Origin of the sequence: Methylacidiphilum kamchatkense Kam1, assembly GCF_007475525.1 — a bacterium.
Classification (GTDB): Bacteria; Verrucomicrobiota; Verrucomicrobiia; order Methylacidiphilales; family Methylacidiphilaceae; genus Methylacidiphilum; species Methylacidiphilum kamchatkense.
Genome location: NZ_CP037899.1, coordinates 1,534,749 through 1,549,289, shown reverse-complemented (window position 1 = coordinate 1,549,289; position 14,541 = coordinate 1,534,749). Strand labels below are relative to the sequence as shown.

Sequence of the window (14,541 nt, the reverse complement as noted above, 5' to 3'; positions counted from 1 at the left end):
AGGCTCTGCCATAAACCACTCTCGATACATTTTTTAAACTTCTTGTTTCTGTAGTGAAAATCGGCTAGTCTCTATTTCAAAAGAAGAATCGGCTCATGGGAATCTTATGTCCATGGAACGATTCGAAAAAGAAAAAAAAGAAAGAAGGAATATTTCATGGAAAAGAGCGAAAATTGTCAAAGCGCAACGAAATCCTGCTGTGAAAAACAGGAAGATCTGATTGAGTATCTTCTAAGCAGATATAAAGAGACAAGCGGTGAAGCTTGGGAAGAGGTTTTTAAGGAAATCCTCAAAGAAAAAATAAGGGCCAAATGGGGAGCTGAACTTGAGAACGGGGCCGAACATTACGTTGAGGCAATGGATAAAAGCTGGCAAGCAAAGGTGGCTGCGGCTAAAGCGCTGTATGAGTTTAAGGAAGGAATGATCAAAGCGATCTTCTATAAGGAATAAACGAAGGTCTAAATGTTGTTTCCTATAGGGGGAAGATCTCAAGGCCGATCAACCCGTGAGAATGACGACGGCAGCACTGGTCGAACGGCAATGAGAAAGGCTGATGTAGGTAGAGCTTACGCCTTTTGAAGAAGAGAGTTTAAGAACTTCCCCATGAAAGAAAAGTTGGGGTGCTCGATTTTTCTTAGCAAGCACTTCAATATCTTTCCAATAAGCGATAGGACTTCCTAGAGCTTTGATCGCGGCCTCTTTTGCTGCAAATCGAACTGAAAGATGAGGAATGGGATTGGCCATTGAAAAGCAATAGGCCAGTTCGGATTCTCTATAAATCTTTTTTAAAAATCGGTCCCCAAAACGGCTTAAAACCGATTCAATCCGACTGTTCTCCACCAAATCGATTCCAACGGCTATGATATCCATGAGTTAAGCGGCTTTTTCGATCAAGCTAAGCATTTTCTTTAGAGCATTTTCAAGACCTAAAAAGAGGGCTGCCGAAATAATCGCATGGCCAATGTTGAGCGTGTGAAGGAAGGGAACGGAACGAATATATCGACTAACATTTTTATAGTTTAGCCCATGGCCTGCATTAACCTGTAGCTGCAATTCATGGGCAAGCAAAGCGCATTGCTTATGTTTTTCAATTTCTTTTTCGATGAATTCTAAATCAGTAGCCATGGCATATTGGCCCGTATGCAGTTCAATACAATGGGCGCCCGTTTGCTTGGCGGCTTTTATCTGGTCGGGATCGGGATCTATAAAAAGGCTGACAATGATGTTGGCTTGAGAAAGTTCCGATACCACCTTCCTGATTGATGGGAGGTGGCTAACCACATCCAGGCCGCCTTCGGTTGTAACTTCTTCTCTTTTTTCTGGAACCAAGCAAACCTCCTCTGGTTTAATCTGCAAGGCTATTTCGACCATTTCGGAGATGGGAGCCATTTCCATATTCAAATGTTTGACCGCAGAGCGGAGAAGTTGCATATCTTCTAGCTGAATATGCCGCCTGTCCTCCCGCAGATGAGCTGTGATAGAGTGGGCTCCTGCATCCTGAGCTATTTTTGCAGCTTCGAGGGGTGATGGCTCAGCATTAAAAGCAAAAGGGTTATGTTTATACCTTGCCTGCCTGAGCGTTGCAACATGATCGATGTTGAGTCCAAGTTGAATCATAATGTTAATTTCTTTCTGTGAGCAGTCTTTGTAAAGAGTATGTCGTTGAGTTATGATAATGGAAAAGTTAAGCGTTGCAAAAGGAAGATGAGTTCATTCGATAAGTCATTAAAGGAAATAGAAAAAGAACTGATCCAAAGCAAGAAAAAGCCAAAGGATCTTGTTTTGTTTTACAAAAATTTTCTTAAAAAAGAATTGCATCATTTGCGAATGGAGGGGGCTTTAGGGACTAGCGGCAAATCGATTGCTAGGAAGCGGGCAGAACTCTTCATGGTCATATTGACCCATATGTGGGAAATGGCTTTAGAACAACTCTTTTCCCCTATGGCCTTTGAAGAGCCATCCGTTGCGCTTGTGGCGGTAGGTGGGTTTGGAAGAAAAGAGCTTTCTCCAGCTAGTGACATCGATTTGCTCTTCTTGTATGATCCTCAAAAAGGGGCAGAGGATGTTATTTATGAATTAATCCACAAGATTCTATATTTTTTGTGGGATATAGGATTGGATGTAGGACATTCGACCCATCAACTAGAAGAAATTATTGCTTGGGCAAATCGAGATTTGCAAACGAAGACGGCTCTCCTTGATGCCGATTTGATTTGCGGTTCACAACAGCTATGGGAAAGATTTCAAAGGATTTTTGAGCCTTCCTGTATCAATGGGAAAGAAAAGGAGTTCATCGAATGGCGTTTGGAAGATCTCAAAGAACAGCATAGGAAATATGGAGCGACGGTATTGGTTCAGGAGCCTAACATCAAATGGGGCTGTGGTGGCCTTCGAGATTACCAAAGTCTTTTTTGGATCGCTAGAGTCAAAGAAAAGATCACCCAAAAAGAACAGATTGTTAGCGAGAAATGGATGGAGCTAAAAGATTGGGAAAAATTAGAAAATGCCTATGATTTTTTGCTTCGGGTTCGGGAAGAACTCCATTTTCGAGAAAAAAGAAAATTTGATCTCTTGACTTTAGGAAGTCAGGGGAAAATTGCCACGGCCTTAGGATATCCGCAAAAAGATATTTTGGCACGGGTCGAAGAGTTCATGCGACACTTTTATGATCATGCGCTTCAAATTTATCTTATTGCCAATACGACTGCTCAGGCAATTGCTGCTCAAAAAAAAGGCTTTCTTTCTAAAGGGAGGACGAGCAAGCCTTTTGGCTCTTTTGCTATAGAAAACCATAGCCTGGAAGTTGTTAATCCAGAAAAATTGACTGAAAATCCCCTACTTATCCTCAAAGCCTTTTCTTTTATCCAACGGTGGGGACTAAAAATAGGACCTACCTTAAAAATCCAGATTAAAAATAGGTTGCATTTAATTCATGCCAATTTTTTGCGTCGTCGAGATGTTCGGAATTTAATTCGGCTCATATTTTCCAGAAAAGGCCAGGTTGGAGAAGTCTGTCGACAAATGCATGAGATTGGATTACTTGGAAAACTTTTTCCAGAATTTGCCCCCTTACGCTGTCTTGTCCAACATGAGTTCTTTCATCGCTATACGGCTGACGAGCATACCCTGAAGGCTATCGAAGTCATCGATTCCCTCCTTGGGGCAAAAGAAGCCCCTTATAAAAACTTTGCCTCTTTGTTTCATCAATTACAGAATCCTTTTATACTCTATTTGGCCATTCTTTTACACGATACAGGCAGGGCAGCCAATCGAAGAAAGCATCATGAAGAACTGAGTGCGGTCAATGCCATGAATGCAGCCAAACGGCTCAGATTGTCTGCTGAAGAGCTTTCCGATCTTGTTTTTTTGGTGGACCAACATCTTTTGATGGGACAGATAGCCGTCAGACGAAATCTGGAGGATGAGGAAACAATTTTAGATTTTGCTCGGCGGGTCGGCTCTCAGCAAAGATTGGATATGCTCCTGTTATTAACGTTTGCGGATCAAGAAGGGACAGGGGAATCCAAAAATTGGACAAGCTGGAAAAATCTGCTTTTGTGGGAGCTTTATCATCAAACCTCACGAGCATTGGCTAACAGAGAAGAGTTTATTATCGAACGGAGAAAATCGATCGAGCAGATAAAAGAAAAAACGAAGGCGAGGCTTTCTTCTCGAATCGACGAGGAAGAAGTAGAAGCGCATTTTAATAATCTGCCTTTACGGTATTTTCAAACTTTTTCCGAAGAAGCCATCTCTATTCATATCGAGCTCATTCACCGTTTCTTTATGAATCAAATTGACTCCAGTTCCAATGTATTAGCCCCGGTGGTGAAGTGGATCGATAAACCCGAATTAGATCATTCTGAAGTGATTATTGTCACATGGGATAGGTTAGGAGTTTTTTCTAGGATCTGTGGCAGTTTTTCTATTCTTGGTCTTTCCATTTTAAGCGCTGATATCCATACGCGCAACGATGGCATTGTCCTCGATGTGTTTAAAGTGTGCACTTCCAACAAGGAGTTTGCTTCTAAAGAGCAGTACAAAAATGCTTTTTGTAAAATCCTTGAAAAAGCCTTTCTTAGCGAATCATTTGATATTACTGAGCAGCTTACTAAAAACAGGACCATTATCAAAGAGGATTTCGAAGGAGAATTTCCTACCTCCATTACTTTCGATCAGGATTCCTCTAAAAAATACACTATCCTGGATATTCAAACCCCTGATAAACCAGCTCTTCTGTACAGAATCTCTAATGCGCTCTTAGCGTTAGGCATAGAAATTGTTTCAGCTCGAATCGCTACCGAAAAAGGAGCCGCTTTAGATACGTTTTATATAGTGAACAAAAATGGGGAAAAAATAGTTAAGGATGAAGAGATAAAGGAAATTTTAAGGAATATTCGAAAGGCTGTCGGAATTTAGTTCTAAAGAATCATGAACATGAAAAGTGCATCTGAGGATAAAAACAACGTCTTGACAGCCAAAAAAGCTAGTCTGTTGTCCATAAACAAAATCAAACGACTGCTTACTGTCCAAGGGGTGATCCGGCATTTTTTAAAAATAGCCATTGACCTCACCCAATCTGACAGTGGCTCCTTTGTCTTATTCAATCCAAATACAGGTTTTCTTGATATCGAAGCAAGCTTTGGGCTCAAGCGAAGAGCTAAAAAGACGAAACTTAGGGTGGGGGAAGGGATTACCGGCTGGGTAGCAACTTCTGGAAAGACCCTGCGAATTGACGACGTTTCAAAGGATTGGCGTTATGTTTCCATTGATCCAAGGATACGTTCCGAGCTGGCGGTGCCGATCGAGTGGCAGTCAACCATCGTAGGGGTGCTGAATGTCGATAGTCATGAAAAATGTCATTATCGGCCACAACACGAAAAGCAATTAGAAACCATTGCTTCTGAAGCAGCACAGTGGCTTTCCTATGCCTGGGAAATAGAGAAATTGCGTCAACAGGCCAAGCAGCTTTCTACCTTGATTGAGATTGGACGAACGATCGTTTCTCAAGAAGACTTAGAAAAAACCTTAGAAGGAGTGGTTCGCAATGCGGTCTTTTTTATGAACGCGAATAAGGGCAAGCTATTTTTGCTGAATCGGGAAAAGTCAGAGCTCCTTCTCATTGCTTCCTATGATAGCAATAAGGAAGACATAAAAAAAGAGAAGATGGTCATTTCGTTAAGCGAATCGATTTTTGGAGTCGTCGTTAAAAAATGCAAGCCCTTAGCCATTCAAGATATTCATGAAGAATCTTTGATGCATTGTCCGGAGTTTGCTTTGGAAAATGAAATGGTCTCATTCTTAGCAGTCCCTTTGGTATTCGGCAAAGAGTGTCAAGGGCTTCTTGCCATTTTTACCGCTACTCCGCATCGATTTTCAAACAGTCAAATTCAACTTCTCCAAACCCTAGCTGATCTTTCCGCAGTGGCCCTAGCCAAGGCTAGGCTTTTAGAAAGAATTGTTCAAACCGAAGAGAACCTGAGGGAAGGAGAAAGATTGCTTTCCTTGGGACTGCTTGCGGCGGAAATCGCTCATGAAATCAGAAATCCTCTGACCGTCATCCATATGCTTCTCCATAGTCTTAAGATGAGAATCAAGGAAGATCCAGTTTCTCAGAGGGATTTAGAGGTCCTCGAAAAAAAGATGAGTCAACTCAATCGGATTGTAGACCAAGTCCTTGTTATTGGAAGGTCCACCGAGCCTGCTTTGGAAGTAATGAAAGTGGAAGAGATCATCGATGACGTCCTCCTTCTTTCACGCCATAAACTGGCGGGGCAGAGGATTGAGGTGCAGACCAAAATATCTCCCTTGCTCCCTAACCTAAAAGCGGATAGAGCGCAAGTTGAGCAGGCTGTGCTCAATCTTATTCTCAATGCAATTCAAGCTATGGGAGAAGGAGGCAGGTTGGAAATTATAGCTGAAATTCAACACAATGATGCCGAGCCTTACTTAGCCATCCGAGTAAAGGATACAGGTTCTGGAATGACCCAAGCAGAAATTGAAGACATTTTCGTTCCTTTTCTCACACGGAAAAAGGAAGGAACCGGACTGGGGCTGGCGATTGTCCAAAAAATTATGGAAAATCACAGAGGCAAAGTCGAGGTCCATTCCACCTTAGGGCAAGGAAGCACTTTTTCCCTACTTTTCCCTCTCCTTGATTAGTTGGTTAGGAAAAAATAGCCCCAACGGGATTCGAACCCGTCCACCGGCCTTGAGAGGGCCGTATCCTAACCGACTAGATGATGGGGCCTGAAGATCGATGATAGAAAAACTTTATCGATGTTTCTGTCAATACTCAACAATACTCAATGTTAAGAAAAAATCTATCGAAGCTAACCGATTTTATAATGTTTTTTTACTTTTTTTACTATTTCCCACTGACAAGAGAGTCCTTTAGGAAAAACGACCAGATCGCCTTGAACAATTCGAATGGGCTTATTATTGGCACTAGAAATGATTGCTTCTCCTTCCAGTAGATAACAAGTTTCTTCTTCTGGATAATGCCAGTCGAATTTAGAAACCTCTTTTTCCCATATCGGCCAATGACTGATTCCAAGTTCCTTTAGCCGTTGCTGGGTAGGATTTTTTTCTATTCGAATTTCCATGGATTGATTATTCATAGGATTTGATAAATGGCTTCGAAAACAGAAGAATAATCGCAATTTTCAAAACCTTGATCGATAGCCTTGCGGATAAGCTTTTCGTAGGCTTTTAAAGGCTCCGATTGGATCGAAAGCTTTTCTGTTTCCTTCAAGCATAATGTTAAGTCTTTTAAGAGTAGCTTTAAAGTAAAATTAGCTGAAGAATAATCTTTGTTTAGAATTCGAGGCAGTTTTTTATCGAAAGTCGCACAATAAAGACTACTTTTTCGGAGGATTTCCATAAATAGCTCAGGATCGATCCTTTCTTTTAAGACCATGGAGAAGCTTGTAGAAAAGGCAATAATAGAAGAAATAATAAGTTGATTCAAGGCGAGTTTCAAAACAGCAGCTTTTCTTGGATCCCCTGTAAAAAAAACTTTACCCAGCGCTGATAAAAGCGGATACCAACGGTGGTATTCTTCTTCACTGCCTCCAAACATTAACAGAAGGGTTCCACTCTTTGCTTCGTTTTTGCTCCCTAATACAGGTAGTTCGACAAAAGACCCTCCTTTTTCTTGGATTTTGAGCGCTAGCTCTTCGGATTCCTCAGGGCTAATGGTTCCCATTTGAAAGAAAGTTTTTCCATGGAAAGCACTTGGCACGTTAGACTCAAAAAGGAGATTTTTAGTAACGGTGGCATCAGAAAGGACAAGGAAAATAGCATTGGCAGCTTCTATGGCTTCAGAGACAGAGCTGCACAACTTTGCTCCAAGAGCGATAAGATCCATTGCTTTTGAAGCGGTACGGTTGTAAACCAAAAGAGAGTGGCTAGTAAGGAGCCATCTTTCAGCTATGCTATGCCCAAGTAGACCCGTCCCTATGAGAGCAATTTTATGAACGCTCACGTAAAAATTAAAACAAAGGAAAGAATAAAAAAAAATAGATTTTTATTTTTTTTGCATCCGTTAATGTATGACCATGATCAGAACAGGAATTGGATATGATGTGCATAAGCTGGTTAAAGGAAGAAAACTGGTTATTGGTGGAGTAGAAATACCTTTTGAATTTGGTCTTTTGGGACACTCAGATGGCGACGTGTTGATTCATGCAATGGCGGATGCTATCCTTGGAGCTATTGGCAAAAGAGATATTGGCTTCTTTTTCCCTAATTCGGAGCAAAGATGGAAAGACGTTTCTAGTTTAGTTTTTTTAAATGAAATTAGCCAGCTGCTTTCGAAAGAAAATTGGAAAGTTGAAAATATAGACTCTGTCGTTATTTGTGAACAGCCAAAACTGTCCCCTTTTATCGATGAAATGAAAATAAAAATTAGTTTGTCCTTAGGAATCGATCCTTCCCAAATTGGGATTAAAGCAACAACCAACGAAAAACTTGGGTTTCTTGGAAGAGCTGAGGGAATCGCTGCTTTTGCTAGCTGCCTTCTCTCTAGTGCTCCTGTTCCTTCCTATGCTTCCCCTTGAGTGGATCTAAGATCAAAGGGTCATTAAGCAATGAGTCAGCGTCTTTGGGACAAAATTTCCTGGATCTGATCTAATTCAATAAGAACAAGCCGGTCAAGGAGTTGCAGCTCTGTACCTGTTGCTTGGGAAAGAGCAATAAGGTAGTGGTGCAAATAACTTTCGGCAGTCAATGCTTGGGCTGTTGCCGCCAGCCGGTGCAAGACTTCGGTAGCGCTTAGAAATTCATTGTAGGAAAGATAATTTGAAATTTCTTTCCCAATGAAATTCAATATCCAGCCCCACATCCCTATCATCATTGGATTTTTGACTTTTCTCCGAATGTGAATAATTCCGACCGCTGCTTGCCAGGTCCAGTATTGTAGATCAAAGGGACCATCTAAGGTTCGTCTCCACCAATTTCTAAGCGTCCATTCCCTTTTTTCTCTTTCCGTTGGATCAAAAATAGAAGCCGTTGGAGGATGACTATACAGAAGGTCATAAAATCCTTTGACAAGTTTGTCTTCTAGAGGATAAAGGTAAGGCCTTAATGAGAGCAGTTTTTCTCCATCTTCCGGGTCGAAACGGCAACTTTCTGGCATCTGCTCAAGAATGAATTGAGTGACAGCAACTATGTTGGCATGCATAAAGTGCAAAGCTTAGCAATTGGCATGAAAATGGAAAATAAGGAAAGCTACTTGCTCCTTTTCTAGGTAAAATTCATATCATAACCCTTCCAAAATCGGATAGCTCTTAGGATATTGTCTGTAGTCTCATCACATTTTTGAATACTCTTTGCCAGATTATAAAAGCTGGGAGTAATAAATATAGAAAGGGCACAGGCTCTGCTAGGAGTGAGGGTCGGCATAGGTTCTTTGCATCCTGTCTAGGTTGCCAAAGAAAAGTGTCGGTATACCCTCTTTGTTGTACCACTGTAGGCTTTAGGAATCGCCATGTGGTATAAGCTACCTCCCTGTATCGTTTGCAGCGCTAGTGAAGTTTAGCTCGTATTGCCTACAGCTTCCAAGAGCGCTTGGAGCCGATGGGGTAGGAGGAGAGAATTTTCTAGATTTTACCAAACTGCTTACTAAGCAACCGACTCGAAGATGGGATCTTTCTGTGCGACTATAAAAGCTAAGAGACTATATAGGAATAATCTTTGCCCGTTTGTTGAATTTTACGATGGTACCTCTGGGAAGAATCGCTCGAGTAAATTGTACATCCATGCCATTTCTTCCATCATTCTTTATTACCTTACCAAAGGCTCTGGTGCCTTCAGGGATAGTATAAGATAGCACTCTTATGGTTCTTGTAATGCGAATGGTCACATCTGAGCCTATTTTTCTATACACAGCGGCTGCCCGAAAGAAGGCAACTTTGACAAAGCACGGCTCAAATTTAGCATAGGGGTGTTCTTTACTAGTTTTGATTTTTTCCTTTGTTGCATTTTCTGTCGTTGCAACCATTTCGTGTTTTGGAGAAAGAGGTGGTTGTTTCTTTTTCTCTTCAGCAAACCTCCTCAAAGCTTCCTGTTTTTCTTTTGGATGTTGTTCTAACTCTAAATACTTACGCCAAATTTGTTCCCATACTAAGATTTCATCCCTCCTATCGTTGGCCATCTGCAAAGCCGTTTTTAGATAAGTTCCTGGAGTTTTAATACCCCATGGAGCATCTTCTATTTCAGCTTCAAGGGTCCATCCCCCTAGCGAATTTTCCGATGCTCTAACAGCTGCTTTTAACTGCAGCTCTTCTCCTTGCCTAAAAGCTATTTGTTGATGGGTGTAATCGTAAGTCATTCCAGAGGGAAGCGAAGGAATAAAGACCGTATTTTCTATTTCTTTGATTGCCATCTCTCTAAGATCTTTTGGAATTAGATCAATAGACTTTAATTCCTCTGGGTTTTGAAGGACAGGGGTGGAAGCAACTTTGTAGATATCCATGTCGATTGAAACCCTAAAGGAACAGTCAATACGCAAACCGATGGGGGTTTGTTCTATCTGCTCTATATTGATTTCTATGATGCTCAGATATTCTGGAATGGCTTGTTCGACAGCCGCCTCAATTTGATCGATGGTAGGCCTATTTTTCTCTAGGGTCTGATATGCCTTATGAATATCGAGAAGGAACCCAAGATGAAACTTAAAAAGATAGAAGGAGACAAATACAATAAGAATGATAAGGGTAGTGCCAATAGCTATTATTTTTTTCATGATGAGATCCTTGAGTAATTTAAATCCATTGACCCTTTTTCGTCTTGCTGAGAGAAAAAGAAAATAATGATGATCCATCCAGCTTGTTGCACTGGAACCAGTTGGGGAAAAATTAATCGCAATGGGTTTCAATACTGCCTTATGGAGCTGGCGAAAAAGTGCAGAAAGAATAGAGAGGGCTCCAAGAATAGATGCTCTAAGGTCTTTTGAAGGCTAAAGTCAGAAGATTCGGGTGTCTCTTAAGGCTCGAAGGGGCCTTTTTTTGAAATGCCAATTAGGCTTTTTTTGGTGGGTTCTCATCTATTGGGGGAAAAAACTTAAAGCAGCTACCAAAGCAATTTTAGCAGGAAGAAGAGCCGGCTGAGGGATTCGAACCCTCGACCCACGGTTTACAAAACCGTTGCTCTACCTCTGAGCTAAGCCGGCAATGTGGCACTACTGTAACCCTCTAGGGATGGGCTTCTTGACAAGCTCCCCAAACTCTGTGCTCATCCCATAGGGAACATACCCCATTTCAGGTACTGGGCTTGAGGTGTGACTGAAGCTAGACAACTTTCTTGCTCAGTCTCCTGCTATGCAGGAGATTTTCTGATGCTTTTTAGAAACTCACATCATTGCACTCATGCCAATGCCATCCAGGTTTAGCCAGCTAATAACCATCCACTGGTCCTAAAAGCTAAATTTTGTCCATTCCCCGCCTGCAGAGCTTGTGGCAGGTACCACATTCCAGACACAAACTAAACAAGCTTGGCCTGTTTCTGATCAGGCACTTAAACCGGTATCTGCTTCAAAGGAGTCTATGCTTCTGCTGAGGCAGATCCACCATTATACCATTCCTGTTATTCTAGCTTTATCAGGGATAGATTCAAGCCAAAAAACAAGATGGAGCCAGCCTAAGCAATTTCATCCAATCCTCTCGATCGGATAGCTATTCTCGCACATCTCCTTTTATGAGCAATCATTGCAAAAGAAAAATCCTATGCTTTTCTATTTTTTCTATCCTTCCATCCAATAAAGAGATATGGTAAAAAAAGATAAAAACCGTTGTTAGGAAAAATTCCTACAATCTTCAAAGTATAATGAGGTAAAATGCTTGCAATTTTTGCTTGATTAACAAACATATTGTTAAAAAAATTTTTTATGAAAAAAAGTTTATTCCCGATAAAAGTATTTTTATTTTTCAGTTTTCTTCCCATAGTTTGTTATGCGGCCGAAATCACATCGATTAAAGGAGGAGATCAGAATAGCGTGGTTACCACCTATGGGATACCGGTCCAAGCAGGTAGTTCTATTCAAGTAGGCCAAGTGATAAAAACGGACTACTTTTCCGTTTGTACGATCGGATGGAAAGATAAAGGGGAAGAAGCGACCGTCGATAGCCTTACCGTCGTTACATTAAAAAATGAAAATCCTATTGTCTTTGAGCTAGATAGAGGCAAGATTGAGTTTAGTTCAAAGGATTTTAAGGTGATTACAAAAGGAGGGACCTTTACTTCTCAGACATCGGGAAAATTTTATGCTTCTTATGCTTCTGGCGAACAACAGTACGCAGCAGAACAGGGAGAGGCAACCCTCTTGTTAAATGCAAAAAATGAAACATATCAGCTTCATTCAGGGGAGATGGTCTATGTAAGAGCAGATGGCACCGCCGAAAAAAGACCAATCTCTCAAGATAAGAATCAAGATAAAAAGTAACGGTCTTTCTTTCTCTGTTCCTTGTTTTCCTCCATAAGGCGTTTCAGAAATTATAAAAAAGATTGCTTAAGCTAACTATTTTGATTATCAGAGAATTAACCTTATGAATTCAACACGTTCTCTTTTTTTTAATAGATTCCTGGTTGCGTTTATCCTTTCGTTTTTTGGTCTGATGGGGCCACTCCATGCCTCTTGGAATTTAAAAGAAATAGTCCACGATGCCTCTGCGGTCATTCATCAGTTTAAACAGGAAGGGAAGATTCCAAAATCAGTATGGGATAAAGCAAAAGGGGTAGCTTATCTGGAAGTAACTAAAGGGGGTTTTGTCATTAGTGGAGAATACGGCAAAGGCCTTGTTGTTGTTCGACTTCCTATTGGAGGTTGGTCAGGACCATCAGCAATTTCAATGAGTGGCATTGGGGTGGGGTTACAAGTGGGTGGAACCAAAACTGACTATGTGATTATTCTTAATTCAGACAAAGCTGTCAGACAATTTTCTCGTGGGGGTAAAGTCCACTTAACAGGCGAAATGAGTGGGGTTGCTGGGCCTGAAAGCGAAAGACAGGCTTTGATAAAGCCTAAAAGTAATATCTATACTTATCGATCTACGGAAGGGCTCTTTGGTGGCATTGCTCTGCAAGGGGTAGAAATTCGTGAAGAACCAGAAGTCAATGAACGTTATTATCATAGAGCTGTTAGTCCCTCTGAAATCTTCTCTGGACAGGTACAACCGCCTAAAAGTGCCCAGAGCCTTATCGATACATTGAATGAGCCTTACCCTAAAGAATAACTATCATTTTCCCTGATGATTTCTCTATAGAAATAGGGAAAATATTATGGAATATATACCTATTTCCTTCTTTAGCTAAAAATTGTAATTATTCTTTTGTTATTATTTTTTGAGGGCTATGATATTGCCTGTAAAAAAGAGTAAAAAAAAACAGTAAAAGTGATTTTCATGAAAAAAAGAGAAAAAAAGAAAAAAAGATTCTACCCAAAGATCCTGTGGTGGAAGCAATGGATAAATTAATAAAGAATTCGGATGTTTCTCGTGACGAAAAATTTAATAAGCTTATGCAGCATAATCTTTTTTTACAACGACGTCATGAATAAAACTTTAAAAAAAATGGCATAGAATAAAGAAAGGTTTTATATTTTCTTTTTTATTTTACATTTTCTTTTTTTTCAGATTTTTATACTAAATGGCTATTACTACGTCTTATTCTTTAAAACAGGTTCAAAGGAGGCTTTTAAAATCTAAAGTGATGGGTTGCTTGAGGGAGGAGGATCGAAAAAAAGCTTCCATTGAGATCACACATCGGTTGTGCAGTCATCCGGTCTGGCAAGATGCTCGTGTGGTCACCCTTTATTCTTCTCTCCCCTCTGAACCGGACACCTCTGATACTTTCCGATTAGCCAAAGCCAGCAAAAAGAAAGTTTTGTTCCCAAAAGTGGTAGAGAAGCAACTTTTGTTTTTCGAAGTAGAAAAAAAGGAAGATCTAGAAAAAAATTTCATGGGGATCATGGAACCGAAGTCTTCCTGCATTGAAGTTCCAAGCCAAGAGATGGATCTGATTCTTGTTCCAGGAGTTGGCTTTGATCGTCAAGGTCAAAGGCTTGGCAGAGGCCTTGGATTGTATGATCGCTGTCTTTCCACACTTCCATCAAAAGTATGTCGAATTGGCCTTTTTTTCTCTTTCCAGGAAATTCATAAAATCTATACCGAACCTCATGATCAACGGCTGGACCTTATAATTACTGAAAAGGAATTGATTCGAGTCGTTTTGCGATCTTAATATTTTTTGATTTTTTCCAAGAGCTTTTAGGAGCTTGCTGCCTGAGTAGGTTCTGGGCATAAGGTAGTCTATGGAAGCTAATTTTTTAAATGGAAAGATCGCCATAGTAACAGGTGCCAACAGTGGAATAGGCAAAGAAATTGCCTATGCTCTGTCTGCTTCTGGAGCTAGCGTTGTGATCGCTTCTCGAAGAATGGAGTTAAATCAACAAGTCGCTTTAGAAATTGAGGCCAAAACATTTGCTAAAATTCTACCCTTGGAAATCGACGTTTCTAAAGAAGAAAGTTGTATCCGGCTTATTACTGAGACCGTCAATTGTTTTGGGCGCTTAGATATTCTTGTGAACAATGCCGGCATTGGGATTTATGCTCCATTAGATGAGTTGTCCACCTTAAGTTTTGATCGGATGCTCAAAACCAATCTTTATGGAACCTTTTGGTGTTCAAGGGAAGCTTTTAAGCAGATGAAAAAGCAGCAGACAGGAGGGTATATTATCAATATCTCCTCTCTGGCAGGAGTGGATGCTTGGGCGAATACGGCAGGTTATAGCGCTTCGAAGTTTGGTGTAATGGGCCTGACGAAAGCCATGGCCGATGAAGGAAAAAGGTATAATATAAAAGCGACTGCCATTTGCCCCGGGATGGTGGCTACTCCGATGACTGGGGTGGAAGGAGTGTTCTATATACAGCCCGAAGATATCGCTCAAACGGTTCTTTATCTATTAAGTTTATCAGAGGCGTGTTGGCTGACCGAAATTGTGATTCCACGGAAAGGGGCGGAATGAAAAATCTGTAGCGGGTGGTG

General features: G+C 40.9%; 15 protein-coding genes and 2 tRNA genes. 9 read left to right on the top strand and 8 right to left on the bottom strand.

Going from position 1 to position 14,541, the window contains the following annotated elements; all coding sequences use genetic code 11:
- Positions 1-156: 156 nt before the first annotated feature.
- Positions 157-450 (top strand): hypothetical protein, encoded by a 294-nt coding sequence (locus kam1_RS07210; protein WP_052250366.1) that lies wholly within the window; start codon positions 157-159, stop codon positions 448-450.
- 48 nt (positions 451-498) lie between these two features.
- On the opposite strand, the gene acpS is transcribed toward kam1_RS07210, so the two are convergent.
- Complete coding sequence (gene acpS, locus kam1_RS07205; RefSeq protein ID WP_039720561.1) at positions 499-870, bottom strand: holo-ACP synthase; 372 nt, start codon at positions 868-870, stop codon at positions 499-501.
- A 3-nt stretch (positions 871-873) separates the two neighbouring features.
- Positions 874-1,617, bottom strand: a complete 744-nt coding sequence (locus kam1_RS07200) for a pyridoxine 5'-phosphate synthase (RefSeq protein WP_039720562.1) — start codon at positions 1,615-1,617, stop codon at positions 874-876.
- Between the two features lie 87 nt (positions 1,618-1,704).
- Between kam1_RS07200 and glnD the strand changes: the two genes are divergently transcribed.
- Both glnD and kam1_RS07190 read left to right on the top strand, forming a co-directional pair.
- Positions 1,705-4,419, top strand: coding sequence for a [protein-PII] uridylyltransferase (gene glnD, locus kam1_RS07195; protein ID WP_244946014.1), 2,715 nt, complete (start codon positions 1,705-1,707; stop codon positions 4,417-4,419).
- Positions 4,420-4,437: 18 nt separating this feature from the next.
- Positions 4,438-6,162, top strand: a complete 1,725-nt coding sequence (locus kam1_RS07190; RefSeq protein WP_039720563.1) for a GAF domain-containing protein — start codon at positions 4,438-4,440, stop codon at positions 6,160-6,162.
- Between the two features lie 15 nt (positions 6,163-6,177).
- Here kam1_RS07190 and kam1_RS07185 read toward each other — a convergent pair.
- The 3 genes from kam1_RS07185 to kam1_RS07175 all read right to left on the bottom strand — a co-directional run bounded on the left by kam1_RS07185 (position 6,178) and on the right by kam1_RS07175 (position 7,486).
- Positions 6,178-6,250: transfer RNA gene (locus tag kam1_RS07185), tRNA-Glu, on the bottom strand.
- A gap of 82 nt (positions 6,251-6,332) precedes the next feature.
- Positions 6,333-6,620, bottom strand: a complete 288-nt coding sequence (locus tag kam1_RS07180) for a cupin domain-containing protein (protein ID WP_200885770.1) — start codon at positions 6,618-6,620, stop codon at positions 6,333-6,335.
- Positions 6,617-7,486, bottom strand: a complete 870-nt coding sequence (locus kam1_RS07175) for an NAD(P)-dependent oxidoreductase (RefSeq protein WP_039720775.1) — start codon at positions 7,484-7,486, stop codon at positions 6,617-6,619. Before kam1_RS07175 ends, kam1_RS07180 begins: the two co-directional genes overlap by 4 nt.
- 73 nt (positions 7,487-7,559) lie before the next feature.
- Between kam1_RS07175 and ispF the strand changes: the two genes are divergently transcribed.
- Entirely contained in the window at positions 7,560-8,060 is a 501-nt protein-coding gene (gene ispF / locus kam1_RS07170; protein WP_039720776.1) for a 2-C-methyl-D-erythritol 2,4-cyclodiphosphate synthase, read from the top strand.
- Positions 8,061-8,095: 35 nt separating this feature from the next.
- Here the strand turns inward: ispF and kam1_RS07165 are convergent, their stop codons facing one another.
- Positions 8,096-8,683 carry a protoglobin domain-containing protein gene (locus tag kam1_RS07165; RefSeq protein ID WP_039720564.1) on the bottom strand — a complete coding sequence of 196 codons (588 nt, stop codon included), beginning with the start codon at positions 8,681-8,683 and terminating at the stop codon, positions 8,096-8,098.
- Between the two features lie 346 nt (positions 8,684-9,029).
- Here kam1_RS07165 and kam1_RS10160 point away from each other — a divergent pair, with 346 nt between their 5' ends.
- Positions 9,030-9,167, top strand: coding sequence for a hypothetical protein (locus kam1_RS10160; RefSeq protein ID WP_161792014.1), 138 nt, complete (start codon positions 9,030-9,032; stop codon positions 9,165-9,167).
- A gap of 11 nt (positions 9,168-9,178) precedes the next feature.
- Here the strand turns inward: kam1_RS10160 and kam1_RS07160 are convergent, their stop codons facing one another.
- Both kam1_RS07160 and kam1_RS07155 read right to left on the bottom strand, forming a co-directional pair.
- Positions 9,179-10,378, bottom strand: coding sequence for a hypothetical protein (locus tag kam1_RS07160; protein ID WP_235276634.1), 1,200 nt, complete (start codon positions 10,376-10,378; stop codon positions 9,179-9,181).
- A gap of 222 nt (positions 10,379-10,600) precedes the next feature.
- A tRNA-Thr gene (locus tag kam1_RS07155) sits at positions 10,601-10,672 on the bottom strand.
- A 714-nt stretch (positions 10,673-11,386) separates the two neighbouring features.
- Here kam1_RS07155 and kam1_RS07150 point away from each other — a divergent pair.
- From kam1_RS07150 to kam1_RS07135, 4 genes are all read left to right on the top strand, one after another.
- Positions 11,387-11,941 carry a hypothetical protein gene (locus tag kam1_RS07150; RefSeq protein WP_143958341.1) on the top strand — a complete coding sequence of 185 codons (555 nt, stop codon included), beginning with the start codon at positions 11,387-11,389 and terminating at the stop codon, positions 11,939-11,941.
- A 103-nt stretch (positions 11,942-12,044) separates the two neighbouring features.
- Entirely contained in the window at positions 12,045-12,731 is a 687-nt protein-coding gene (locus kam1_RS07145; RefSeq protein ID WP_039720567.1) for a lipid-binding SYLF domain-containing protein, read from the top strand.
- Between the two features lie 412 nt (positions 12,732-13,143).
- Positions 13,144-13,737 carry a 5-formyltetrahydrofolate cyclo-ligase gene (locus kam1_RS07140; RefSeq protein ID WP_052250368.1) on the top strand — a complete coding sequence of 198 codons (594 nt, stop codon included), beginning with the start codon at positions 13,144-13,146 and terminating at the stop codon, positions 13,735-13,737.
- A gap of 70 nt (positions 13,738-13,807) precedes the next feature.
- Positions 13,808-14,521, top strand: coding sequence for an SDR family oxidoreductase (locus tag kam1_RS07135; RefSeq protein WP_039720569.1), 714 nt, complete (start codon positions 13,808-13,810; stop codon positions 14,519-14,521).
- Positions 14,522-14,541: the final 20 nt, after the last annotated feature.